At 65.1% G+C, this 24446-nt stretch carries 26 protein-coding genes; 17 read left to right on the forward strand and 9 right to left on the reverse strand.

Annotated features, from left to right (window positions below):
- Window positions 1-28 precede the first annotated feature (28 nt).
- From AC1DOP_RS24385 to AC1DOP_RS24395, 3 genes are read right to left on the reverse strand one after another with little or no spacing between them, the layout of a single operon-like run.
- Window positions 29-1213: an ABC transporter permease gene (locus AC1DOP_RS24385; RefSeq protein WP_442124027.1), complete on the reverse strand. Its 1185-nt coding sequence runs from the start codon at window positions 1211-1213 to the stop codon at window positions 29-31.
- Window positions 1210-1944: an ABC transporter ATP-binding protein gene (locus AC1DOP_RS24390; protein ID WP_477253852.1), complete on the reverse strand. Its 735-nt coding sequence runs from the start codon at window positions 1942-1944 to the stop codon at window positions 1210-1212. Before AC1DOP_RS24390 ends, AC1DOP_RS24385 begins: the two co-directional genes overlap by 4 nt.
- A gap of 13 nt (window positions 1945-1957) precedes the next feature.
- Window positions 1958-3418, reverse strand: a complete 1461-nt coding sequence (locus AC1DOP_RS24395) for an alpha/beta fold hydrolase (protein WP_477253854.1) — start codon at window positions 3416-3418, stop codon at window positions 1958-1960.
- Window positions 3419-3690: 272 nt separating this feature from the next.
- On the opposite strand from AC1DOP_RS24395, the gene rplM reads away from it, so the two are divergent.
- The 5 genes from rplM (at window position 3691) to erpA (ending at window position 6749) form a co-directional block, all read left to right on the forward strand.
- The gene (gene rplM / locus AC1DOP_RS24400; RefSeq protein WP_435570927.1) at window positions 3691-4119 is read left to right on the forward strand and encodes a 50S ribosomal protein L13; all 429 of its coding nucleotides are present in this window, start codon (window positions 3691-3693) and stop codon (window positions 4117-4119) included.
- A gap of 9 nt (window positions 4120-4128) precedes the next feature.
- Complete coding sequence (gene rpsI, locus AC1DOP_RS24405) at window positions 4129-4521, forward strand: 30S ribosomal protein S9 (protein WP_323143189.1); 393 nt, start codon at window positions 4129-4131, stop codon at window positions 4519-4521.
- Between the two features lie 215 nt (window positions 4522-4736).
- Window positions 4737-5774 (forward strand): N-acetyl-gamma-glutamyl-phosphate reductase, encoded by a 1038-nt coding sequence (gene argC / locus AC1DOP_RS24410; RefSeq protein WP_442124024.1) that lies wholly within the window; start codon window positions 4737-4739, stop codon window positions 5772-5774.
- A gap of 126 nt (window positions 5775-5900) precedes the next feature.
- Window positions 5901-6317, forward strand: a complete 417-nt coding sequence (locus AC1DOP_RS24415) for a bactofilin family protein (protein ID WP_442124023.1) — start codon at window positions 5901-5903, stop codon at window positions 6315-6317.
- Between the two features lie 54 nt (window positions 6318-6371).
- A complete protein-coding gene (erpA, locus tag AC1DOP_RS24420; RefSeq protein ID WP_442124022.1) occupies window positions 6372-6749 on the forward strand; it encodes an iron-sulfur cluster insertion protein ErpA in 378 nt (125 codons plus the stop codon).
- 58 nt (window positions 6750-6807) lie between these two features.
- Here the strand turns inward: erpA and AC1DOP_RS24425 are convergent, their stop codons facing one another.
- The 3 genes from AC1DOP_RS24425 to AC1DOP_RS24435 form a co-directional block, all read right to left on the reverse strand.
- On the reverse strand, window positions 6808-7224 hold the full coding sequence (locus AC1DOP_RS24425; protein ID WP_442124021.1) for a GNAT family N-acetyltransferase: 417 nt from the start codon (window positions 7222-7224) through the stop codon (window positions 6808-6810).
- Between the two features lie 10 nt (window positions 7225-7234).
- Window positions 7235-8338: an anhydro-N-acetylmuramic acid kinase gene (locus AC1DOP_RS24430; RefSeq protein ID WP_442124020.1), complete on the reverse strand. Its 1104-nt coding sequence runs from the start codon at window positions 8336-8338 to the stop codon at window positions 7235-7237.
- Between the two features lie 92 nt (window positions 8339-8430).
- Window positions 8431-9792 carry a M23 family metallopeptidase gene (locus AC1DOP_RS24435; RefSeq protein WP_442124019.1) on the reverse strand — a complete coding sequence of 454 codons (1362 nt, stop codon included), beginning with the start codon at window positions 9790-9792 and terminating at the stop codon, window positions 8431-8433.
- 169 nt (window positions 9793-9961) lie between these two features.
- Between AC1DOP_RS24435 and tyrS the strand changes: the two genes are divergently transcribed.
- From tyrS to AC1DOP_RS24490, 11 genes are all read left to right on the forward strand, one after another.
- The gene (gene tyrS, locus AC1DOP_RS24440; RefSeq protein ID WP_442124018.1) at window positions 9962-11236 is read left to right on the forward strand and encodes a tyrosine--tRNA ligase; all 1275 of its coding nucleotides are present in this window, start codon (window positions 9962-9964) and stop codon (window positions 11234-11236) included.
- Window positions 11233-11691 (forward strand): D-aminoacyl-tRNA deacylase, encoded by a 459-nt coding sequence (dtd, locus tag AC1DOP_RS24445; RefSeq protein ID WP_477253859.1) that lies wholly within the window; start codon window positions 11233-11235, stop codon window positions 11689-11691. The genes tyrS and dtd overlap by 4 nt, the downstream gene beginning before the upstream one ends.
- A gap of 172 nt (window positions 11692-11863) precedes the next feature.
- On the forward strand, window positions 11864-12532 hold the full coding sequence (locus AC1DOP_RS24450; protein WP_442124016.1) for a YbhB/YbcL family Raf kinase inhibitor-like protein: 669 nt from the start codon (window positions 11864-11866) through the stop codon (window positions 12530-12532).
- Window positions 12533-13174 carry a histidine phosphatase family protein gene (locus AC1DOP_RS24455; protein WP_442124015.1) on the forward strand — a complete coding sequence of 214 codons (642 nt, stop codon included), beginning with the start codon at window positions 12533-12535 and terminating at the stop codon, window positions 13172-13174. It begins immediately after the preceding gene.
- A 106-nt stretch (window positions 13175-13280) separates the two neighbouring features.
- Window positions 13281-14306, forward strand: a complete 1026-nt coding sequence (dusB, locus tag AC1DOP_RS24460; RefSeq protein ID WP_477253862.1) for a tRNA dihydrouridine synthase DusB — start codon at window positions 13281-13283, stop codon at window positions 14304-14306.
- An 87-nt stretch (window positions 14307-14393) separates the two neighbouring features.
- Window positions 14394-14627, forward strand: coding sequence for a helix-turn-helix domain-containing protein (locus tag AC1DOP_RS24465; RefSeq protein ID WP_036235444.1), 234 nt, complete (start codon window positions 14394-14396; stop codon window positions 14625-14627).
- A 97-nt stretch (window positions 14628-14724) separates the two neighbouring features.
- Window positions 14725-16311 (forward strand): bifunctional phosphoribosylaminoimidazolecarboxamide formyltransferase/IMP cyclohydrolase, encoded by a 1587-nt coding sequence (gene purH, locus AC1DOP_RS24470; protein WP_477253864.1) that lies wholly within the window; start codon window positions 14725-14727, stop codon window positions 16309-16311.
- A 140-nt stretch (window positions 16312-16451) separates the two neighbouring features.
- Window positions 16452-16994: a crossover junction endodeoxyribonuclease RuvC gene (gene ruvC / locus AC1DOP_RS24475; protein ID WP_442124012.1), complete on the forward strand. Its 543-nt coding sequence runs from the start codon at window positions 16452-16454 to the stop codon at window positions 16992-16994.
- 19 nt (window positions 16995-17013) lie between these two features.
- A complete protein-coding gene (ruvA, locus tag AC1DOP_RS24480; protein ID WP_442124011.1) occupies window positions 17014-17592 on the forward strand; it encodes a Holliday junction branch migration protein RuvA in 579 nt (192 codons plus the stop codon).
- A gap of 109 nt (window positions 17593-17701) precedes the next feature.
- Complete coding sequence (gene ruvB / locus AC1DOP_RS24485; RefSeq protein ID WP_442124010.1) at window positions 17702-18769, forward strand: Holliday junction branch migration DNA helicase RuvB; 1068 nt, start codon at window positions 17702-17704, stop codon at window positions 18767-18769.
- A 10-nt stretch (window positions 18770-18779) separates the two neighbouring features.
- Entirely contained in the window at window positions 18780-19232 is a 453-nt protein-coding gene (locus AC1DOP_RS24490; RefSeq protein ID WP_442124009.1) for a YaiI/YqxD family protein, read from the forward strand.
- On the opposite strand, the gene AC1DOP_RS24495 is transcribed toward AC1DOP_RS24490, so the two are convergent.
- The 3 genes from AC1DOP_RS24495 to AC1DOP_RS24505 form a co-directional block, all read right to left on the reverse strand.
- Complete coding sequence (locus AC1DOP_RS24495) at window positions 19229-19681, reverse strand: hypothetical protein (RefSeq protein ID WP_477253868.1); 453 nt, start codon at window positions 19679-19681, stop codon at window positions 19229-19231. The genes AC1DOP_RS24490 and AC1DOP_RS24495 overlap by 4 nt on opposite strands.
- A 91-nt stretch (window positions 19682-19772) precedes the next feature.
- The gene (locus AC1DOP_RS24500) at window positions 19773-21956 is read right to left on the reverse strand and encodes a putative bifunctional diguanylate cyclase/phosphodiesterase (RefSeq protein ID WP_477253870.1); all 2184 of its coding nucleotides are present in this window, start codon (window positions 21954-21956) and stop codon (window positions 19773-19775) included.
- 33 nt (window positions 21957-21989) lie between these two features.
- Window positions 21990-22436: a DUF2147 domain-containing protein gene (locus AC1DOP_RS24505; RefSeq protein ID WP_442124006.1), complete on the reverse strand. Its 447-nt coding sequence runs from the start codon at window positions 22434-22436 to the stop codon at window positions 21990-21992.
- A 203-nt stretch (window positions 22437-22639) separates the two neighbouring features.
- Here AC1DOP_RS24505 and AC1DOP_RS24510 point away from each other — a divergent pair, with 203 nt between their 5' ends.
- Window positions 22640-24445 (forward strand): CIA30 family protein, encoded by a 1806-nt coding sequence (locus AC1DOP_RS24510; RefSeq protein ID WP_477253873.1) that lies wholly within the window; start codon window positions 22640-22642, stop codon window positions 24443-24445.
- Window position 24446: the final 1 nt, after the last annotated feature.

The following is a 24446-nucleotide window of genomic DNA, read 5'->3' on the forward strand; positions in this document are numbered from 1 at the left end:
GCGTGATTCAGGGCGTCTATTCTAAGGCTTACACGGAGAGCACGTAGCGTTCGCTCTTCATGCGCCAGCTGGCGAAGCCGACGGCCACAAGCGCCGCCAGCGCCGAACAGGCAAAGGTCATCAGGACGGGCAGGGCGCCGATGTCGCCGCCCTTGCTCATTTCGCGCAGCAGGGTCTGGTTCGACAGCACCGGCACCATATACATCCAGTCAGCGGTCTTCAGCTCCATCATCGGCACGATGAAGGCCGGCAGCATCGGCACGATCATCACGAAACTCAGCACGCTCTGCGCTTCCTTGAAGGATTTGGCGTTCATGGCCAGCGCCACCTGCAGCCCGGCGGCGAACAGGCACAGCGGCACGCTGACGATGCAGATCAGTATCAGCTCGCCCCAGCCCATGCTCCACGACATGCCGATCTCTTCCAGCGGCAGCCAGGACAGGATGGCGTGCGCCAGCACCAGTTCGAGCGTGACGCCGATGATGGCCAGGCTGCCGGAAGTCAGCCATTTGCCGACCACCAGTTCCCAGGCCTTGGCCGGCTGCGCCATCAGCACTTCCATCGAGCGGCGCTCGCGCTCGCCGGCGGTGCTGTCGACGGCGGTCGACATGCCGCAGATGAAAGCCGGCACGAACAGGATGCCCAGGATGCCGCCGATCAGGCCCGCCGAACGCGAAGCATTGGTGGCGGTATCGAAGCGCTGGACCTGGACTGGCGCCAGCGTCGCCGGCGACACCCCGTGGGCGAGCAGGCGCGCGCCGGCGACGTTGGCGTTGTAGGCTTCCAGCACGCTCTCGACTTCGCGGCGGCGCGGCCCGTTTTCGTCGGCCGAGTCGTACCACAGCTCGACGCGCGCCGGGCGCATCGCCGCATAGTTCTCGGTGAACTTGTCGGACAGGCGCAGCACCACGGCGTATTTGCGCGCCTGCAGCGCTTCGGTGATCGCCGGCTCGTCGAGCGGGCCGAGTTCCCTGGCGGTGATGTTGCGCTGCTTGAGCTGAGCCATCAGCGTGGGCGCCTGGGCGCCGCCGATGACCGCGATCTCGACGCCGTCGCGCTCCGGCTTGGTGGCGCGCTTGATGGTCTGGTTGACCACGTAGCCGATCATGATCGGATACATCAGGGTGAACAGCGCCAGCAGGGCGAGCGTGCGGCGGTCGCGCAGGGCTTCGCGCAGCTCTTTCAGGAAGACGATCAGGAATTTCGGTTTCATGCGGCGATCCCTTCTTCGGTGCCGACCAGGCTGACGAAGGCGTCTTCCAGGTTGGCGATGCCGGTACGCCGGCACAGGTCCTCGGGCGAGCCCTGGGCCACCGTATGGCCCTTGGCGATGACGATCACGTCGTCGCACAGGTGGGTCACTTCCTGCATCACGTGGGTGGCCATGATCACGCAGCAGCCCTCGGCGCGCAGGCTTGACAAGGCGGTGCGCAGGGCGCGCGTGCTCATCACGTCCAGGCCGCGGCTCGGTTCGTCCAGCAGCAGGTGGCGCGGGCGGTGCAGCAGCGTGCGCGCCAGCGCCACCTTGATGCGCTGGCCCTGCGAGAAGCCCTTGGCGCGGCGCTCCAGGATGTCGTCCATCTGCAGCAGCCCGCACACTTCGTCGATGCGCTCCTGCAGCGAGGGGCCGGCCATGCCGTTCAGTTCACCGAAGTACCGCAGGTATTCGCGCGTGCTGAGGCGCTCGTAGAGTCCGAACTGGTCGGTCAGGAAACCGATGTTGCGGCGTACCGCCAGCGGATCCTTTTCCGGGTCGACGCCGTCGATCGCGATGCTGCCGTGGTCGCGCCTGAGCAGCCCGACCAGGGTGCGCAGGAGGGTGGTCTTGCCGGCGCCGTTGGGGCCGAGCAGGGCGGTGATCTGGCCGTCGCGTGCGGTGAAGCTGACGCCGCCGAGGGCGTGCACGGAGCCGAACTGTTTGCGTACTTCCTGGACTTCTATCATGGCGGACTGGGGATCAGGGTTGCGGCCCGGCGCTGCCGAGCTGGAAGGTCGGGGCCGGGATCTCGGACAGGCACTTGGCGTCGAGCGGGCTGGCCGGGCGGTCGAGGAATTCGCGCAGCAGGCGCGGCGCGCAGCCGAGCTGCGAGACGCCGTGGCCGGCATTCGCCACCACCAGCTGCTGGGCATTGCGCATGTGGCGCGCGGCGCTTTCGGCGCGGCGCGGCGGCGTCACCGGATCGAGGGCGCCGGACAGCAGCAGCGCCGGCGCCTGGATCGTCGACGGCTCGGCATACGGCACCGCCGGCACCGACATCAGCCGGCACAGGCCGGGAATGCGGTCGGCCAGCGGGCGCGTGAGCAGCGCCGCGTCGTCCTTCAGCAGCGCCGGCGTCATGCGCGGAACGTCCTCGGCGCAGACCACCGACAGGTAGAGCAGGGTCGCGGTCGAGGCATCGCTGGCGAAGTCGCCGGCGATGTTGTGGCGCGCGATGAAGGGCTCCCAGCGGCCCTGCCAGGCGCTGTGCAGCAGGAAGGGCAGGCGACGCGCGTCGGCCGGCGAGTACAGGATGTTGTGCACGGTGCCGAGGAAGCGCGGACCGGTCATCGTGAACGTCACCTGCTGGGCCGTGCGCGGATCGGCGACCGACAGCTTGAGGCCGGCCTCGGCGCGCGCGGCCAGGGTGTCGAACTCGGCGCGCAGCTTGGGGTAGGCCTTGTTGCAGGCGGCGTCGGCCCGGCATTGCGCGAACAGCTTGTCGAGCGCGGCCTGGCCGTCGCGGCCGCCGGCCGGAATCACCTGGTCCGGCGCGGCGACGCCGTCCAGCACCAGCGAACGCACGCTGTCCGGGAAGGCGCGCGCATAGGCCTGGCCGAGGCGGGTGCCGTAAGAGCCGCCCCAGACGTTGATCTTGCCGTAGCCGAGGGCGCGGCGGACCTGCTCGATGTCGCGCGCGGCGGCGGCCGTGGTGTAGGCGGCGAAGGGCGCCGGCTTGGTGCCGATGCAGCGGCGCAGCCCGGCTTCGATCTCGGCGTCGCTCAGCATCTCTTCGTTGGGCGGGGTCTCGCAATCGAGCTTGCCGGACAGGCCGGTGCCGCGCTGGTCGATGAAGACGATGTCGCGGGTGGCGCGCACGCGCTTGAATGCGGCCGACAGCAGGGGCAGCACGTCGCTGCCGGCCTGGCCGGGACCGCCGGCCAGCACGAACAGCGGATCGGGGCGCGCCGGCTCGCGGAAGGCCGGGGCCACGGTCACGTGCAGCTTCAGGCCGGCGGCCGCGGGCGCGGCATAGTCGAGCGGGACGGGAATGGACAGGCAGCGCAGCGTTTCCTCGGCGCCGGGCAGGTGGCAGCTGTGGGCAGCCGGCTTGGCGGCGGTGACGGCGGACGCGCTGGCGGATGCGGCGGGTAGCGCGGCGAGCGCCGACGCCGAGTACAGCAGGGCGAACAGGGCAGGCAGGATCGGACGGGTGTTCACGGAGTCTCCTCTACGATGTCACCCATAGTAAATTGCTATTCTTTTGTGGGTCAACAAATAGTTGCATATACGCATTAACCTTCTTTGTGCTGGATCACCATGCGGAGTGTGGGGTATGCGTCAAGGCTGGCTTGACTGGGGAGCCCCCGATCAGCTATGATCGTGGGCTTTCCATTTGCTCAGGAAAAGACAATAAGGCAGAGTCCGCAGTTGGCAGCATCGACGAGCGGAACCACCATTTGAGCATTTACACCTAGATATAGGAAGTCAACATGAAAACTTTTTCCGCTAAGGGCCATGAAGTCCAGCGCGATTGGTACGTGATTGACGCGACGGACAAAGTCCTCGGACGTGTTGCCAGCGAAGTGGCACGCCGACTGCGCGGCAAACACAAGCCGGAATTTACTCCGCACGTCGACACCGGTGACTTTATCGTCGTCGTCAACGCAGGCAAACTGCGCGTGACCGGCACCAAGGCCACCCAGAAGACCTACTACCGTCACTCGGGCTACCCGGGCGGTATCTACGAAACCAACTTCCTGAAAATGCAACAGCGCTTCCCGGGCCGCGCCCTGGAAAAGGCTGTCAAAGGCATGCTGCCGAAGGGCCCGCTGGGCTACGCCATGATCAAGAAGCTGAAGGTCTATGCGGAAGCTACCCACCCGCACGCAGCCCAGCAACCGCAAGCACTCGATTTCTAAGGAACTGACATGATCGGTAACTACAATTACGGCACCGGCCGTCGCAAGAGTGCAGTCGCCCGCGTGTTCATCAAGGCTGGCACCGGCCAGATCATCGTGAACGGCAAACCGGCCGCCGAGTACTTCTCGCGCGAAACTGGCCTGATGGTCATCCGTCAGCCGCTGGAACTGACCGGCAACGTCGAGCGTTTCGACATCAAGGTCAACGTGCATGGCGGCGGCGAGTCCGGCCAGGCAGGTGCAGTGCGCCACGGCATCACCCGTGCACTGATCGACTACGATGCAGGCCTGAAGCCTGACCTGGCACGTGCCGGTTTCGTCACCCGTGACGCCCGTGAAGTCGAGCGTAAGAAAGTTGGTCTGCGCAAAGCACGTCGCGCAAAGCAATTCTCGAAGCGTTAATTGGATCTGCAGCGCTCTGCGCTGCTGCCAGACAGAAAGCCGCCCGCTGCAAAGCCGGCGGCTTTTTTGTTTTCCAATAACTCGGGTCAGTAATTCGGGGTCAGAGCACTTTTTCAGCATGCGAAAAAGTGCTCTGACCCCGAATTTTCGGTGACGCTGCTAAAATTGCAGCCTCGTCCTCGCTGGGCCTTATTTATCTTTACGAAGGAAAGAACATGATCAAAGTTGGCATCGTTGGCGGTACCGGTTACACGGGCGTGGAGTTGCTGCGCCTGTTGTCGGCCCATCCCGAGGTGCAGCTGACCGCCATCACCTCGCGCAAGGAAGACGGCCTGCCGGTGGCAGACATGTTCCCGTCGCTGCGCGGCCACGTCGACCTGGCCTTCTCGAGCCCGGACAAGGCCGACCTGACCCAGTGCGACGTGGTGTTCTTCGCCACCCCGCACGGTGTCGCCATGGCCCAGGCCCCGGCGCTGCTGGCCGCCGGCGTGAAAGTCATCGACCTGGCCGCCGACTTCCGCCTGAAGGACCGCGCCGCCTTCGAGAAGTGGTACAAGATGGAGCACACGGCGCCCGAGCTGATCGAGGAAGCGGTGTATGGCCTGCCGGAGCTGAACCGCGAAGACATCAAGAAGGCCCGCCTGATCGCCAACCCGGGCTGCTACCCGACCACCATGCAGCTGGGCTTCTACCCGCTGCTGAAGGCCGGCCTGATCGACGCCGGCAACCTGATCGCCGACAGCAAGTCGGGCGTGTCCGGCGCCGGCCGCAAGGCCGAGATCGGCACCCTGTTCTCGGAAGCCAGCGACAACTTCAAGGCCTACGGCGTGGCCGGCCACCGCCACACCCCGGAAACCTCGGCCCAGCTGCAGCGCTATACCGACCAGAAAGTCGGCCTGATCTTCACGCCCCACCTGGTGCCGATGATCCGCGGCATGCACTCGACCCTGTACGCGCGCCTGACGAAGGAGATCGACAACGCCGCCCTGCAGGCCCTGTTCGAGGACGCCTACCGCGACGCCGAATTCGTCGATGTGATGCCCTTCGGCTCGCACCCGGAAACCCGCTCGACCCGCGGCTCGAACATGCTGCGCATCGCGCTGCACCGTCCGGACGGCGGCGACACCGTGGTGATCCTGGTGGTGCAGGACAACCTGGTCAAGGGCGCCGCCGGCCAGGCCGTGCAGTGCATGAACCTGATGTTCGGCGTGCCGGAAAACATGGGTCTGCAGCAGATCGCGCTGCTGCCGTAAGGAAAGCGCGTCTCCCCTCGCAAGGGTTGCCGACAAGATGCAGATCAAGGCAGGTGATGTTGAGCACGGTAAATTGATCTTTGCACTAGCTTGCTTGGCAACGCATCACAACGCGAGGGGAGTCCCATGTTCGGTCGTAATGCAAAAAGCGAAATCGATAGCCTGATCGGCATTTCCGCACGCATCGAAGGTGACCTGGTATTCACCGGCGGCCTGCGCATCGACGGCGAGGTGCACGGCAACGTGATTGCCGGCGATGCCGCCGCCGACAGCGTCCTGATCGTTTCCGAGCACGCGCGCATCGAGGGCGAGGTGCGCTGCGCCAACCTGGTTGTCAACGGCCATATCGCCGGGACGGTGAGGTCGACGGAACTGCTTGAATTACAGCCGAAAGGCCGCATACATGGGGATGTCCATTACCGCCTGCTGGAAATGCACGGCGGCGCCCTGGTGACGGGCAAGCTGACCCACGAAGCCGCGCCGATCCCGGCCGCCGAGCCGGTGTTTCATTTGGGCGTCGCCGCGGAAGGGGCATCAGCATGACTGGCGCCAACCGTCTATAATGGACGAAATCCGAATTCAATCAGGAGTTTATCCATGACCGCAATCGCCGAATTGCATCGCTCGCAAGAGCAGGACACCATGCCGTCGCCCATCAACTTCACCGATAGCGCCGCGCAGAAGGTCGCCCAGCTGATCGAGGAAGAGGGCAATCCCGACCTGAAACTGCGCGTGTTCGTGCAGGGCGGCGGTTGCTCGGGCTTCCAGTACGGCTTCACCTTCGACGAGATCATGAACGACGACGATACCGCCATGGAAAAGAACGGCGTCACCTTGCTGATCGACTCGATGAGCTACCAGTACCTGGTCGGCGCCGAGATCGATTACAAGGACGACCTCGAAGGCGCCCAGTTCGTCATCAAGAACCCGAACGCCACCTCGACCTGCGGCTGCGGTTCGTCGTTCTCGGCGTAATCGTTCTTCGCATTCATCAAATGGCCGCCCCGGCATTGCCGCGGCGGCCATTTCATTGTCAGGCCGGCGCGCGCCGGTAAGCCATGCCGATCGATGCCGGCGCCGTCGGCACGAAACCGAACTGCGCGTACAGGGCATGCGCCTTGCCGTCCGCGATCAGGCTGACGTAGCCGCTGTCCGGCACCTCGCGCTCGATATAGGCCATGATCTCGCGCATGATGGTCTTGCCGAGTCCCTGGCCCTGGTGTGCCGGCAGGACGGCAATGTCGACAACCTGGAAGAAGCAGCCGCCGTCGCCGATCACGCGTCCCATGCCGACCGGCGCGCCTTCATGCAGGATCTGCACGGCGAACAGCGTGTTCGGCAAGCCTTTCGCGGCCGCCTCCACCAGCTTCGGGCTCAGGCCGGCGCCGACGCGCAGCATGCGGTAGGTATCGATCGAAGGCGTGGACAGCCGGGTAATATAGGGCGTCATCGAACGCTCCTCAGGCTGGATACAAGGCGCCGAGTACGCGCAGGCCCGCCGCGCCGGTCACCGCCGGCAGGTTGCCCGGCTGGCGCCTCGTGAAGCGGTAACCCAGCCAGGCAAAGGCCAGCGCCTCGACCCGGTTCGGCGCCACGCCGAGTTCTTCGGTGGACGCCACCGGAATCCCGCCGCCGAGGGCCTCTGCGATGTCTTTCAGCAGCACGCCGTTATAGGCGCCGCCGCCGCACACGTAGACGGCCTGGGCCGGCCGGCCGGCGGTCGCATCCTGGATCGCCTGCGCGATCGTCACCGCCGTCAGGCGCGTCAGGGTTGCCTGGACGTCGGCCGGGGCCAGGCCGGGGCGCTGGAGCAGCTTCGCATCCAGCCATTCCGCATGGAAGAGGTCGCGCCCCGTGCTCTTGGGCGGCGGCTGGCGGAAATATGGCTCGTCCAGCAGGATCTCCAGCAGTTTTCCGTCCACCTTGCCGGCCGCCGCGAAGGCGCCATCCTCGTCATAGGGCTTGCCGGTGTGGCGCGCAACCCACAGATCCATCAGCACGTTGCCGGGGCCGGTGTCGAAGCCGCTCACGCGGCCGTCGCCGTGCAGCACGCTGATATTGCCGATGCCGCCGATATTCACCACCACCCTCAGCATCTTCGGCTTGCCGAAACGGGCTTCATGAAAAGCCGGCACCAGCGGCGCGCCCTGGCCGCCGGCGGCGATGTCGCGCGTGCGGAAATCGGCGATCACGTCGACGCCGGTCAACTCCGCCAGCAGGGCCGGATTATTGGTCTGGCGCGTGAAACCCAGTTCCGGGCGGTGGCGGATGGTCTGGCCATGTACGGCGACGGCGCGTACCGGACCCGGCGCCCGGGCCAGAAGTTGCTGCACGCAATCGGCGTAGCAGCGCGCCAGCGCGTTCGCGGCCAGGGCTTCGCGCTCCAGTTCGTTCTCGCTGGCCGCCTGCAGGGCCATCAGCTCGGTGCGCAGTTCGGCAGGGAAGGGCGTGAAGGCGGCGTCCAGGGTGCGGATGCCGCGGCCGGAAAAATCGGCCAGGACGCCGTCGACGCCGTCCAGGCTGGTGCCGGACATCAGGCCGATGTAGAGGGAGGAAGCGCTCATATTCTATTTGCTTGAATGGGCTCTTGAGTAAAAAAAGCGCCTTGCACTGTGCAGTGCAAGGCGCCTCATTCTATCTACGATTCAGTTGCAGCTCAGCGCGCAGCCATCGCGTTGCCGGCCGGATTCAGCAACGAGAAGCGGTGCGACATATCGGTGGCGGCCATGCGGAAGCGCGACAGTTCGCCGGCGTTCAACGGCTGGGCCTGCAGGTTCTTCAGCTTCATCGGGTCGGTAGCCTGGCCGCCGATGCGGAATTCGTAGTGCAGGTGCGGGCCGGTTGCCCAGCCGGTCGAACCGACGTAGCCGATCACGTCGCCCTGGTGGACCTTCTCGCCGCGGCGCAGGCCGCTGGCGAAGCGGCTCATGTGGCCGTAGGCGGTGCTGTAGTTCGACCAGTGCTTGAGCACGACCATGTTGCCGTAGCCGTTCGACACGCCGACGAAGTCGACGGTGCCGTCGCCGGCGGCGCGGATCGGGGTGCCCGTCGGGGCGGCCATGTCGACGCCCTTGTGCGCTTTCCACACATTGAACACCGGGTGCATGCGCATCGAGAAGCCGGAAGAGATGCGGCTGAAGGCGACCGGCGACTTCAGGAAGGCTTTCTTCAGCGACTGGCCGTCCAGGCTGTAGTAGCCGCCCTGGTGGCTGACCGGGTCTTCGTACCAGACCGACTGGTAGGCGACGCCGCGGTTGATGAACTCGCCGGCCAGCACGCGGCCGGTACGGACCAGTTCGCCATCCTGGTAGAAGTTTTCGTAGACGACGTTGAAACGGTCGCCGCGCTTCAGGTCCGAGCGGAAGTCGATGTTGGTCGAGAACATCTCGATGATCTGGTTGACCACCGAATCCGGGATCTGGCCGCCGTCGACGTTGGCGTCGGTAGCGGCGTACAGCGAGGTGCTGATTTCGCGCGAGCGCATTTCGACGCGGCGCTCGAGTTCGGCCGGCGCCTTGGTGACGACGAACTTGTCGCCCTTGCGCGTCACGGTAACGGTATTAAATTGATCCTTGTCGACGGCGATGGTGGCGCGCAGCGACAGCATCAGGCCGTTCTCGTCGGTCTCGGCCTGGATGCGCTTGCCGGTCTTGAGGGAGAGGATGCTGCGGGCCAGCTTGTCGTTGCGGACGAAAGCCGCTGCCTGCTGGTCGTCGATGCCGAGGCGGGTGAAGACGGAGCCGAGCGAGTCGCCCGGGCGGATGCGTTCTTCATGGATGAATTCCTGCTGGTCCTGCTGCAGCGCGGCGATCTGGTCAGCCAGGTTCGGCAGTTGCAGGTCTTGTGCGATGGACTTGACAGGAATGTCGGAGGCGTCCGGCGCGATCGGGGCGACTGCGGTCGCGCCGAAGGCACACAGGGCCAGGGCAGCGGCGCCACCCGCGATGATGCGGGTTTTGCGGCTGGTCTCTGCGAGACCGAACCAGCGCTTGCCGGTGATTTTCTGTATTGGGTTCATGCAATCAGTTAAAATTTACCGCTTCATCGTCCCAAGACCAACGCTTTTTCTTTTTGTTTTCTTACTTGTTGTCTGTGGAACTTTTCATGCGGCAAGATTGACGGGATCGCGAATTATATCAAAATACCGGGTCCTACAACCGTTTTAGCCTTATTCCTACAAGATTTTTATGACTTCTGCTGAGCTTTCTGCTAATGCAAAAAATGCAACTTCGGCCGGCGCGACGGCTCTTCCCTTGAGCGATGCCGTCCAGGAAGCCCTTGCGATCACCAAGCGCGGTGTCGACGAACTGCTGATCGAGAGCGAATTCGCCCAGAAGCTGGCGCGCTCCGAGCAGAGCGGCCAGCCGCTGCGCATCAAGCTGGGCCTGGACCCGACTGCGCCCGACCTGCACCTGGGCCACACCGTGGTGCTGAACAAGCTGCGCCAGCTGCAGGACCTGGGCCACCAGGTCATCTTCCTGATCGGCGACTTCACGTCGATGATCGGCGATCCCTCGGGCCGCAACGTGACCCGTCCGCCGCTGACCCGCGAACAGATCGAAACCAATGCGCAGACCTATTTCAAGCAGGCCTCGCTGGTGCTCGATGCCGCACGCACGGAAATCCGCTACAACTCCGAGTGGTGCGATCCGCTGGGCGCGCGAGGCATGATCCAGCTGGCCTCGCGTTACACGGTGGCACGAATGATGGAGCGCGATGACTTCACCAAGCGCTTCAAGAATGGGACTCCGATTTCGGTCCACGAGTTCCTGTATCCGCTCATGCAGGGCTATGATTCGGTCGCTTTGAAAGCAGACCTTGAGCTGGGTGGAACGGATCAGAAATTCAACCTGCTCGTGGGCCGCGAGTTACAGAAGGACTACGGCCAGGAACCGCAGTGCATCCTGACCATGCCGCTGCTCGAAGGCCTGGACGGCGTCGAGAAGATGTCCAAGTCCAAGAACAACTACATCGGCATCACCGAGCCGGCCAACACCATGTTCGGCAAGCTGATGAGCATCTCGGACGTGATGATGTGGAAGTACTACGAGCTGCTGTCCTTCCGCTCGCTGGACGAGCTGGCGGCGCTGAAGAAGGCCGTCGAGGGCGGCGCCAACCCGCGCGACGCCAAGGTTGCGCTGGCCCAGGAAATCGTGGCGCGCTTCCACTCGCAGCAGGCGGCCGAGGATGCGCTGGCCGACTTCGTCAACCGCTCGAAGGGCGGCATTCCGGACGACGTGCCGGAAGTGAGCCTCGGCGGCGCCCCGCTGGGCCTGCCCCAGCTGCTGCGCCAGACCGGCCTGTGCGCTTCCAGCTCGGAAGCCATGCGCATGATCGACCAGGGCGGCGTGCGCATCGACGGCACGGTCGTGTCCGACAAGTCGCTGCAGGTCGAGGCCGGCACCTTCGTGTTGCAGGTCGGCAAGCGCAAGTTCGCGCGCGTGACCCTGGCCGCCGCATGATCGGATTGTTGCAGCGCGTGACCCAGGCCAGCGTCGTGGTCGACGGCGAGACCGTCGGCGCCATCGGCCGCGGGCTGATGGTGCTGGTCTGCGCCGAGAAGGGCGATACCGAGCGCGAGGCCGATGCCTTGCTCGCGAAGCTGCTCGGCTACCGCGTCTTTTCCGACGAGGCCGGCAAGATGAACCGCAGCGTTGCCGACGTCGAGGGCGGCCTGCTGCTGGTGCCGCAGTTCACGCTGGCGGCCGACACCCGCTCCGGCACCCGGCCCTCGTTCTCGCCGGCGGCCGCGCCGGACGACGGGCGCCGCCTGTTCGAGCGTTTCGTGCGCCAGGCGCGCGAGCGTCACGGTAAGGTCGAGGCCGGCCGCTTCGGCGCTGACATGCAAGTGTCGCTGACCAATGACGGTCCAGTGACTTTCTGGCTTCGTATTGATCCACCCAAGGTCTCGAGCTGAAACTGCGGCGGGTGGCGCAGGTCAATGTAAAAGAGCGTCTGGCAAAGCCGGCAGGGCAAGGCGCATCGCCGCAGCGGCGGACCGCGAAGACAGTACGCCAGTACGGCGAGACGAATGCAACGCCGCCATGCCGGGTTTGGCAGAGGCTCAGAGGGAAATGGAGGGCTGAGAGATGAAAATCTGGAGCGATTCCTTTATCGAGGGCGGCCTCATTCCGCCCCGCTGCGCGTTCGCCGAGATCGATCCCGGCGGCCACATCAAGCTGTCGAGCAACCGCAGTCCCCACCTCGCCTGGGACGACGTCCCGGCCGGCGCCGAGTCCCTGGTGCTGCTGTGTCACGACCTCGACGTGCCGGCCAGCGGCGCCGACGTCAACCAGGAGGGGAGGACGGTGCCGGACGCCTTGCCGCGTACCGACTTCTACCACTGGTCGCTGGTCGACATCCCGGTCAGCCTGACTTCCTTTGCCGAAGGCTTGTTCTCGGACATGGTCACGCCGGGCGGCAAGAGCGGTCCGCTGGTCCCGTTCACGATCAAGAACGGCACCGAGCACCAGTTGCGCCACGGCATCAACGACTATACGAGCTGGTTCGCCAACGATCCCGACATGGCTGGCGAATACTACGGCTACGACGGCCCCTGTCCACCCTGGAACGACGAGCGCATCCACACCTATGTGTTCACGCTGTATGCCCTCGACATCCCGCGCCTGCCGCTGACCGGGCGCTTCACCGGCAGGGAAGCGCGCCTGGCGATCACGGGCCACATCCTGGACGAAGCGCGGATCTTCGGCGTGTATTCGCTGAACCCGCAAATCGCCGCCACTATCATCGATAAATAATTGAACAAGATTCTCCTGATCCGCCATGGCGAAACCGCCTGGAACGCCGAACGCCGCCTGCAGGGCTATCTCGATATCCCGCTGAACGAGGAAGGCGAACGCCAGGCCCGGCTGCTGGCCGAAGCGCTGGAGTCCGAGTCCATCGACGTGGTCGTCTCCAGCGACCTGCACCGCGCCCGCCAGACGGCCCAGGCCGTGGCCACCCTGCGCGGCATGCCCCTGCACGTCGACCCGGCCCTGCGCGAGCGCTGCTACGGCGGCTTCGAAGGCTTGCTGTACAGCGAGATCGAACAGCGCTTCCCGGCCGAATTTGCCGCCTGGCAGGCGCGCGATGTCGACGCAATTTTGCCAACTGGCAAAAATCGTGGTGAAACCTTCCGCCAGTTCTACACCCGCGCGACCAGCGCCATCCTGGCCACCGCCGCCGCGCATCCGGGCCGGACCATCGCCATGGTGGCCCATGGCGGCGTGCTCGAATGCGCCTACCGGATGGCCAGGGCGCTGCCGCTGGAGACGCCGCGCGACTTCAAGGTCTACAACGCCAGCATCAACCGCTTCCGCATCGACGACGGAAAACTCCTGCTCGAGAGCTGGGGCGAGGTGGCGCACCTGCGTCCGGCCCTGCTCGACGAACTAAGCTGACAGAGGTTTATGTCAGATTTGCAACACACGATAAAAGTGTGCTGATAAATTGAGCAGCGCTTCGGGTAAAATAGCGAGTTCCCGATTATTTTCTGGTTTTTCTCCCGTGCAAATTGGTCCCTACGCGCTGCGTAACAATGTCTTCGTCGCTCCGATGGCCGGGGTGACCGACCGCCCGTTCCGTCAGCTGTGCAAGAAGCTCGGCGCCGGCTATGCGGTGTCGGAGATGGCAGCCTCGAATCCTCGCCTGTGGGCCAGCGAAAAGTCTTCGCGGCGCACCGACCATGCGGGCGAGATGGAGCCGAAGGCGGTGCAGATCGCCGGCGCGGTGCCGGAAGAACTGGCGGAATGCGCGAAGTTCAACGTCGACCGCGGCGCCCAGATCATCGACATCAATATGGGCTGCCCGGTCAAGAAGGTCTGCAACAACTGGTGCGGCTCGGCCCTGCTGCAGCACGAAGACCTGGTCCAGCGGATCCTCGAAGCCGTGGTTGGTGCCGTCGACGTGCCCGTCACGCTGAAATTCCGCACCGGCTGGGACCGCCAGAACAAGAATGCCCTGACGATCGCGCGCATGGCCGAGCAGGCCGGCATCGCCATGCTGACCCTGCACGGCCGCACCCGCGCCGACGGCTACAAGGGCGATGCCGAATACGACACCATCGCCGCGGTAAAGGCGGCGATCTCGATTCCGGTGGTGGCGAATGGCGACATCACGACCCCGGAAAAGGCGAAATTCGTGCTCGACCACACGGGCGCCGACGCCGTCATGATCGGGCGCGCGGCCCAGGGCCGTCCATGGATCTGCCGCGAGATCGATCACTACCTGCGCACCGGCGAATACCTGCCGGCGCCGCTGGTCGAGGAAGTGCGCGAGCTGATGAACGAACACCTGCCGGCCCATTACGCCTTCTACGGCGAATACCTGGGCGTGCGCACCGCGCGCAAGCACATCGGCTGGTATGTGCAGGACCTGCCCGGCGGCGAAGAATTCCGCCAGCGCATGAACCTGCTGGAATCGACCGCCGAGCAGCTGGCGGCCGTGGATGAATTTTTCAAATCGCAACAGCGGTATGGCGAGCGGTTACAATACCGGCCCGCGCATTCCGATGATGTCGCGATTGCGGCATGAACGAATAATCAAGTAATAGCAAAAAAATAAGAAACAATCGGAGACAGGGCTGCCAAAAGCGGCACATCAACCAAGGTGAAGTAGCACATGAGCAAAGAAAGTATCCAGGAAGTCGTTCAGAAAAGCCTCGAAGATTATTTCAACGACCTGGGCGAGCAGAAACCGACGAATATCTACGACATGATGCTGCTGACCGTCGAAAAGCCGATCCTGCAAGTGGTGATGACCCGTGCCGAGGGCAACCAGTCGCATGCCGCGCAGATGCTGGGCATTAATCGCAATACCCTGCGCAAGAAATTGCAGGAGCACGGGCTGCTGTAAACGCCGGCGGGAGGGCCGGCGTGCGAGCGTGCGCCGACCCTGTCCGGCGTAGTAGACACTCCATGCTCGCACCGATTTTTATCAACAGGCCTCTCCCATGATCAAACAAGCCCTCATTTCCGTTTCCGATAAAACCGGCGTGCTCGATTTCGCGCGCGCGCTGTCCGCACTCGGCGTGAACATCCTGTCGACCGGCGGTACCGCCAAGCTGCTGCAGGACAATGGCGTCCCCGTCACCGAAGTCGCCGACTACACGGGTTTCCCGGAAATGCTCGATGGCCGCGTCAAGACCCTGCACCCGAAAGTGCATGGCGGCATCCTGGCGCGGCGCGACTTTCCCGAGCATATCGCCAAACTGGAAGAGCATGGCATCCCGCAGATCGACATGGTGGTGGTCAACCTCTACCCCTTCCAGGCCACGGTCGCCAAGGAGCAGTGCTCGCTGGAAGATGCGATCGAGAACATCGACATCGGCGGCCCGACCATGCTGCGCTCGGCGGCCAAGAACCACCGCGACGTCGTCGTGCTCGTCGATCCGGCCGACTACGGTCCGGTGCTGGCGGAAATGAAAGGTACCGGCGAGACCGCCGGCAGCGTGTCCTACGACACCAAGTTCCGTCTGGCAAAGAAAGTCTTCGCCCACACCGCGCAGTACGACAGCGCGATCACCAACTACCTGACCAGCCTGGGTGATGACAAGCAGCACGCCACCCGCGCCGCCTACCCGCAGACCCTGAACCTGCACTTCGAGAAGGTGCAGGACATGCGCTACGGCGAGAACCCGCACCAGAGCGCCGCTTTCTACCGCGACCTGGTCCCGGCCGCCGGCAGCCTGGCCAACTACCGCCAACTGCAGGGCAAGGAACTGTCGTACAACAATATCGCCGATGCCGATGCCGCCTGGGAATGCGTCAAGTCGATGAAAGGCCTCGAGCAGCCGGCCGGCTGCGTGATCATCAAGCACGCCAATCCCTGCGGCGTGGCGATCGGCGCCGACGCCCTGGACGCCTACCAGCGCGCACTGAAGACCGATCCGACCTCGGCCTTCGGCGGCATCATCGCCTTCAACGTGCCGGTCGACGGCCAGGCGGCCGAAGCGATCGCGAAACTGTTCGTCGAAGTGGTGATCGCCCCGGCCTTCACGGCGGAAGCGCGCCAGATCATGGCGGCCAAGCAGAACGTGCGCCTGCTCGAGATTGCGCTGGGTGAGGGCCAGAACCTGTTCGACGTCAAGCGCGTCGGCGGCGGCCTGCTGGTGCAATCGCCGGATGCGAAGAACGTACTGCCGGCCGACCTGCGCGTGGTCACCAAGAAACAGCCGACCCCGCAGCAGCTGGCGGACCTGATGTTCGCCTGGCGCGTGGCCAAGTTCGTCAAGTCGAACGCGATCGTGTTCTGCGCCAACGGCATGACCCTGGGCGTCGGCGCCGGCCAGATGAGCCGCATCGATTCCGCCCGCATCGCCTCGATCAAGGCCCAGAACGCCGGCCTCTCGCTGGTCGGTTCGGCGGTGGCGTCGGATGCCTTCTTCCCGTTCCGCGACGGCCTGGACGTGGTGGTCGATGCCGGCGCGACCTGCGTCATTCACCCGGGCGGCTCGATGCGCGACCAGGAAGTGATCGATGCGGCTGACGAGCGTGGCGTGGTCATGCTCTATACTGGCACCCGCCACTTCCGTCACTGATCTGGCGATATGCGTGGGGTGATTGATGCCGGGGGCCTCAATCACGAGCCCACGCACCTTGCGTGGCATGTTTGCCATGCACCTGTGTTTTTGCACAGTATTTTTCCCACGAAACAAGCCAGCCGGTATAACATTCGATAATGATTATTCTCGGCATCGACCCGGGCCTGCGCACGACGGGGTTCGGGGTCATTGAAAAACACGGGCAGCGGCTGCGCTACATCGCATCCGGCACCATCAAGACCGGCACGGAGGGCGCCTTGCCGCCGCGCCTCAAGATTATCCTGGCCGGCATCAGCGAAGTCATCGCCACCTACAAGCCGGCCTGCGCGGCCATCGAAAAAGTCTTCGTCAACGTCAATCCGCAGTCGACCCTGCTGCTCGGCGCCGCGCGCGGCGCCGCCATCACGGCGCTGGTCGGGGCCGATCTCGAGGTGGCGGAATATACGCCGGCCGAGGTCAAGCAGGCCGTGGTCGGTAGTGGCAAGGCCGTCAAGGCCCAGGTCCAGGAAATGGTGGCGCGCCTGCTGAAACTTCCCGGCCTGCCCGGCACCGACGCCGCCGACGCCCTCGGCATCGCGATCTGCCACGCCCACGGCATGGATGCGCTGGCGCTGATCGGTTCGCTGTCCCCGGAAAAGCAGGCCCTGCACATGCGGCGCGGCCGCCTGGTCTCCTCCTGATTACATTGAAAGGTCAACCATGATCGGTCGTCTCTCCGGCGTGCTGCTGGAAAAGAATCCCCCGCAAGTGCTCGTGGATTGCCAGGGCGTCGGCTACGAGGTCGACGTGCCGATGGGCACCTTCTACAACCTGCCGCACACGGGCGAGAAGGTGGTGCTGTTCACCCACTACGTGGTGAGGGAAGACGCCCACCTGCTGTTCGGCTTCGGCTCCGCCAACGAGCGCGCCGTGTTCCGCCAGCTGATCAAGATCACCGGCGTCGGCGCCCGCACCGCGCTGGCCATCCTGTCCGGCATGTCGGTGGCCGACCTGTCCCAGGCCGTGACCCTGCAGGAAGCCGGACGCCTGGTCAAGATCCCGGGCATCGGCAAGAAGACCGCCGAGCGCCTGCTGCTGGAACTGAAGGGCAAGCTGGGTGCCGACATCGGCGCGGTCGGCGGCGCCGTGCAGGACGACGCCCAGGCTGACGTGCTCAATGCGCTGCTGGCCTTGGGGTATTCTGACAAGGAAGCGCTGGCTGCGATCAAGAACATGCCGGCGGGGACCAGTGTTTCCGAGGGCATCAAGCTGGCCCTCAAGTCGCTGTCGAAGGCCTGAAACCCGTCGTTCCCGCGCAGGCGGGAACCCAAGTTCTGCTTGAGCTATCGAAACGCACGCAAACTTGGATCCCCGCCTTCGCGGGGACGACGTTCATTCGCTAACACATATGAGCATCCAAACCGACAACTTCACCGAGCAGCGCATCATCGACGCCGCGCCGGCCTCGCCGAACGAGGAGGCGATCGAGCGCGCCTTGCGGCCCAAGCACCTCGACGAATACGTCGGCCAGTCGAAAATCCGCGACCAGCTCGAGATCTTCATCTCGGCCGCCCGCAAGCGCCGCGAGGCGCTCGACCACACCCTGCTGTTCGGTCCGCCTGGCCTGGGTAAAACCACGCTGGCCCACATCATCGCGCGCGAGATGGGCGTGAACCTGCGCCAGACTTCCGGCCCGGTGCTGGAACGTCCGGGCGACCTGGCTGCGCTGCTGACCAACCTCGAAGCGAACGACGTGCTGTTCATCGACGAGATCCACCGCCTGTCGCCGGTGGTCGAGGAGATTTTGTATCCCGCGCTCGAGGACTACCAGATCGACATCATGATCGGCGAGGGCCCGGCCGCGCGTTCCGTGAAGCTCGACCTGCAGCCGTTCACCCTGGTGGGAGCGACCACCCGCGCCGGCATGCTGACCAATCCGCTGCGCGACCGCTTCGGCATCGTCGCCCGCCTCGAGTTCTACAACGTCGACGAACTCACCAGGATCGTGACCCGCAGCGCGGCGCTGCTGGAGGCGCCGATCAACGAGGACGGCGCGCGCGAAGTCGCCAAGCGCGCCCGCGGCACCCCGCGTATCGCCAACCGCCTGCTGCGCCGCGTGCGCGACTATGCGGAAGTGAAGGGCACCGGAGAGATCACCAAGGACATGGCCGACCGCGCATTGAAGATGCTGGACGTCGACACCGTCGGCTTCGACGTGATGGACCGAAAGCTGCTCGAGGCGGTGCTGTTCAAGTTCGCCGGCGGTCCGGTCGGCATCGGCAACCTGGCGGCGGCGATCGGCGAGGCCGCCGACACCATCGAGGACGTGCTTGAACCCTACCTGATCCAGCAGGGCTATCTGCAGCGCACCCCGCGCGGGCGCATCGCCACGCCGCTGGCCTATAAGCACTTCGGCGTCGCCGCACCCCGCATCAGCCCGACCGGCGACCTGTGGGACAACCTGCCGCCGGCATAAGGCGCCGGCCATGGAAATCTGGGTCGATGCCGATGCCTGCCCGGGCGTGATCAAGGACATCCTGTTCCGCGTGGCCGAGCGCCTGCAGCTGCAGGTGACTCTGGTCGCCAACCAGCTGATCCGGGTGCCGGGTTCGCGCTTCATCCGCGCCCTCCAGGTGCCGAGCGGGCCCGACGTCGCCGATACCGAGATCGTCGAGCGCCTGGCGCCGGGCGACCTGGTGATCACCGGCGACATTCCGCTGGCGGCGCGGGTACTGGAGAAGGGTGGGGATGCGCTGAATCCGCGCGGCGATTTCTACACCAAGGACAATATCGCCCAGCAGCTGACGATGCGCGCCTTCATGGAAGAGTTGAGGAGCGGCGGCATCGATACCGGCGGCCCCGCCGCCTTCAGCCAGACCGACCGCCAGCAGTTTGCGAATGCCCTCGACAGGCATCTGGCGCGCCGTCCAAAAATTTAGAACCGCGAACCGCGCCGCTCCGCCGACGGATGGCGCTGGACCAGCACAAGCGCGGGCTCGCTGCGTTCGCGCTGGCGCATCGGGCGCTGGCGGCGATCCGGCGCTGCCGGGTAGACGAAGCTGATGAACAGCAGTACCGCGAACGACACCAGCATGCCGCTGGCCCACAGCAGCTCGGCATTGGTGCGCGTCGCCAGCGCGACGATGCCGGCGGTCGCCGGGATCAGCAGAAGCAGGCCGCCGAGCATGCGGACATGCGGGGAACGGCGCATGCGCTTGCCCAGCACGGCGATGTAGAGGAAGCTGAGCGCTACCAGCGCGAGCCCGGCCAGGCCGCCGGCGACGATCCAGGCCGGCATGCCGGTCTGGCCGGCATTGGACAGCAGCGCCGGAGGCAGGATGAGGACCAGGCCTCCCGCGAGCAGGGCAAGCAGACGCAGAAAGATCATGAGGCGGTTTCCTTGACGCATGGCCGCACTGGATGTAGTCGATTCACTGGATTTCCTTGGATCAGGCACAACGATGAGTCAGGCAATCTTATCATTGAGATAATTGCTGATGCGCACGTTTGAAGGCTTGTGCCGCAAATCCGCTCCGCATCCATGGCATGGCCTGGCTGGCCAGCCATTGACCGATGATTCGCCGTGGAACGGCCTTCGAAAACAGATAACCCTGGCCGAAATCGCAGCCGGCCTGCTGGAGCAGTTCGAGCTGTTCGGGTGTCTCGATGCCTTCGGCGATGACCTGCATGCCGAGCTTGTGGGCCATCGTGACGATCGTTTCGCACAGGGCGAAGTCGGTGGTGCCGGCTTCCAGGTGCATGACGAAGGAGCGGTCGATCTTCAGGTACTGGAACTCGAATTTTTTCAGGTAGGACAGGGAGGAATATCCGGTACCGAAATCGTCCAGCGCCAGGTCGATGCCATGCTCGGCGATCTGGCGCAATTGCTGGACGACGATGGGGTTGTTGTCGAGCAGCATGCCCTCGGTCACTTCGACGGTCAGGGTATGTTCCGGCAGCGCGGCATTCCTGGCCAGCTGGAAGCAGCGCTCGCAGGATTCGCGGCCGGACAGCAGCTGGACCGGGGACATGTTGACGCCGACCTGGAGGATGGTGCCATGCTCCCGTTTCCAGTCGGCGACGTCGCGCACCACCGTCTCGAAGATCTGTTCGCCGAGCTCGACGATCATCCCGGTTTCTTCGCACAGGGGAATGAATTCGGCCGGGCCGATCATGCCGCGTTGCGGATGGGTCCAGCGCACCAGCGACTCCGCCTTCTGCAGAGAGCCGGTCGCCAGGTCGACGATGGGCTGGTAGTGGACTTCGAGCTGGCGTTCGCCCAGCGCGTTGCGCAAGTCCTTGATCAGCTGCCGGCGCGCCTGGGCGCGCTCCTGCATCACATGCGAGAAATACGCATAGCGGTTGCGTCCCTGCTGCTTGGCCACGTACATGGCCTGGTCGGCGTGCTTGATCAGGCTTTCCATGTCGGCGGCGTCGCGCGGGTAATGCGTGATGCCGATGCTGGCCGACAGGTGCAGGGTTTCGTCGGCGATGGCGAACGGGCGGGCCATCGCCTGGATGATGGCTTGCGCCGTCCGGTCGACGGTGCGCGCCGAGGCCAGCAGCACCATGAACTCGTCGCCGCCGAGGCGCGCCACGGTGTCGCCGTCGCGCGTGCAGTCGAGCAGCCGCTTCGCGGCATCCTTCAGGATCTCGTCGCCCGCGGAGTGGCCCAGGGTTTCGTTGACGTCCTTGAAGCGGTCGAGGTCGATCACCAGCAGGGTGAAGCTGCCGGCCTCCTGGTCGGCATCGTGGATCGCCTGGGCCACACGCTCCATGAACATCTGGCGATTCGGCAGGCCCGTCAGGACATCGTAGTTCCCCTGGCGCCAGGCAAGTTCTTCCGCGCGCTTGCTCTCGGTGATGTCGGTGCCGATCTCGATGTAGTTGCGGACCTGTCCGTCCGGACCGCGGGCGGCGGTGATGGTGCGGTATTCGGCCAGTACGTGGCCATCCTTGTGCCGGCTCCACAATTCGCCCTGCCAATTTCCGGTGGCGCGCAGCTGCGCCCACAAGGCTTCATCGAAGCCGGGCTCTTGCAGGCCGGCGGCGTACACGCGCGGCGCCTTGCCGGCAATTTCGTCCAGCGAAAAGCCGCGCACGACGGTGAAGGCCGGATTGACCGCCTCGATGCGGCCCTCGGGGTCGAGCACGGCGATCGCATCGTGGCTGTTCTCGAACATCAGCGAAGCGAGTTCGAGCTGGTGCCGGTTATGGACATGTTCGGTGATGTCGTGCACGACGCCCATCAGCAGGCGGCAGGCGCCGTCCGCATCGAGCACCGGCGTCACGGTGACCTCGCCGGTCTTGGTGCCGGTCGGGTAGGACGACACTTCCTGCCAGCGTACGACCTTGCCGGTGACAATGGCTTCCCGGTATCTCGACTTCACCAGGTCCAGCGATGCGGGAGGGATGATCGCGTCGACTTCCTTGCCGACCACCGCGGAGACCGGCAGGCCGGTGGTTTCGGTGAAGCGTTCGTTGACAGCGGAAAAGCGGTAACGGTCGCCGTCCAGCACCTCCAGGAAGAAGATGACGTCGGCGACGTGTTCGAACAGGTAAGTCAGGTAAGGCAGGGGCACCGGCGGCGCATCGGGAGCGGCCAGGTAGCGTGCGACCTGGCTGGATGCCGGGTCCGAAGGCTGGTCAACGGGCGGAGTCATGATGCGCAGTGTAACGCACCATGACCCGGTGGTTCACTCCTGGCGAAGCCAGACCTGCGAGCGGCCGAACATCGGCATGCCGACATAGCCGCGTACCTCGACCTTCTTGCCGCCTTCGTGCACCGTCAGCTTGCTCCTGTAGACCTTGCCGTTCTTCGGGTCCAGGATCTCGCCGCCCTTGTATTCGTCGCCGTCCTTCTTCAGGCCGGAGACGATGGTCATGCCGACGATGGGCTGGTCCTTGCGCGCGTCGGTGCAGGCCACGCATTTCGGATTCTGGTCTTCGTCCGGCGCACGGAACAGCTTTTCGATCTTGCCCGTCAGCACACCCTGGTTCTCGGTGATGCGGATCAGCGCGGTCGGCTTGCCCGAGCTGTCGTCGATGGTCTTCCACAGGCCGACCGGCGATCCGTCCTGTGCCCACGCGAGCGGGGCGGCGAGGATGGACGCGATCAATGTGGCCTTGATGAGGGTGCGCATGGTGTCTCCGTTGATTTATGGGTAATCGAGTGTAGCAAACTGTACGGTCGTTCGGTAAACAGCCGGACGGAAATTCTTGCGGGTGACATTTGTCACCTGAAAGTGATGGCGCTCGCTTCTGTCGCGGCCGCCGCCGTTTCCCGATACTGGCGTCAGTGGCAATCGCCATCGACGAAAACCGATACAACAATCAAGGGAAACACATGAAACCGACCATCCTGACTTCGCTGCTGCTGGCCGCCGGCCTGGCCTGCGCTTCCTCCGCCCTTGCCGGCACCACCCTGGTGCAGGACGTGCGGGTGTTCGACGGCAAGACCGCCCACGAACACCGTTCCGTGCTGGTGCGCGACGGCGTGATCGCCGACGGCGACTATCGCGGCAAGGTGCCGGCTGGCGCGCGCGTGGTGGACGGCACAGGCCGCACCCTGCTGCCGGGCCTGATCGACGCCCACGTCCACACCTACCGGCACTTCGAGCTGCCGCTGGTGTTCGGCGTCACCACCGAGGTCGACATGATGGCCCCGGTAACGATCATGCAGGACTTCAGCAAGGCGATGGCGGAAGGCCGCAACCACGACCGCGCCGACCTGTTCTCGGCCGGCACCCTGGTGACCGCGCCGGGCGGCCACGGCACCGAATTCCCGATCAGGATCCCGACCCTGGAGAAGGGCGCCGACGTCCAGGCCTTCGTCGACGAGCGCATCGCCGAGGGCTCGTACTTCATCAAGATCGTGATGGAAGACGGCTTCGGCGACCATCACTTCAACAGCCTCGACCCCGCCACCGTGAAAGCGGTGATCGACGCCGCCCACAAGCGCGGCAAGCTGGCCGTGGTCCACATCAGCACCCTGGCCAATGCGCGCGCCGCGCTGGAAGCGGGCGCGGACGGCCTGGCCCACCTGTTCCTGGGGGCGAAGATTACGCCGGAAGAGGCCGACGGCCTGGCGCAGCTGGCGATGTCGAAGGGCGCCTTCATCGTGCCGACTTTCTCGGTGCTGGAGAGCATGGCGGGCGTGAAGCCGCGCGACATCCTCGACGATCCCGCCGTCGCCGGCCTGCTCGACCGCGAGGAACGCGCTTTCCTGGAAACCGGCTACGGGCAGGTAGCCAGGCCGGCCGCCCTGAACGCGCCGAAGATGGTGACCGCCGCGCTGCGCAAGGCCGGCGTGCCGGTGCTGGCCGGCACCGACGCCGGCAACCCCGGCACCCAGTACGGCGCCAGCCTGCACCACGAACTGGCCGCGCTGGTCGAGGCCGGGCTGAGCCCGCGCGAAGCCCTGGTGTCGGCCACCAGCGCACCGGCGAAGGCCTTCCGCCTGGGCAAGCGCGGCGAGATCGCGACCGGCTACAAGGCGGACCTGGTGCTGGTCGAGGGCAACCCGCTGCAGGACATCGGCGCCACCCGCCGCATCGTCGAGGTGTGGAAGGACGGCGAAAGCATGGCCGCGCAGCGCGACCGGCAGCGCGAGCACGTGGCCCAGGAAGCCGCCGGCAAGCGCGCGCTGGCGCTGCCCGCCGACGGCAGGATCAGCCTGCTGAAGGACGGCAGGCTGGCCAGCCCCTTCGGCACCGGCTGGCTGCCGTCCTCCGACAAGTTCGCCGGCGGCGTCTCCAGCGTGAACCTCGATGCCAGGGCCGCACAGGAGGGCGGCGCCGCGATCGCCGTCGACGCCCAGGTCAAGCCCGGTTTCATGTTTCCCTGGGCCGGCGCGGCCTTCATGCCGGGCGCGCAGCCGATGCAGGGCGCCGACCTGAGCAACGCCAGGGTGATCCGCTTCCGGGTGCGCGGCGACGGCCGCAAGTACATGCTGGCGATGGCCTCGACCGGCATGACGATCCCGCGCAGCGTGCCCTTCGAGGCCGGCGCCGAGTGGAAGGAAGTGGCGATTCCCTTCAGCGCCTTCGACGGACTCGATCCGGCCGCGGTGACCATGATAGGATTTAATGCTGGACCACAACCTGGCGATTACCGCTTCGAGATCGCCGACGTTCGCCTGGTCGACCGCTGAT

The organism is Massilia sp. 01N410 (genome assembly GCF_056399665.1).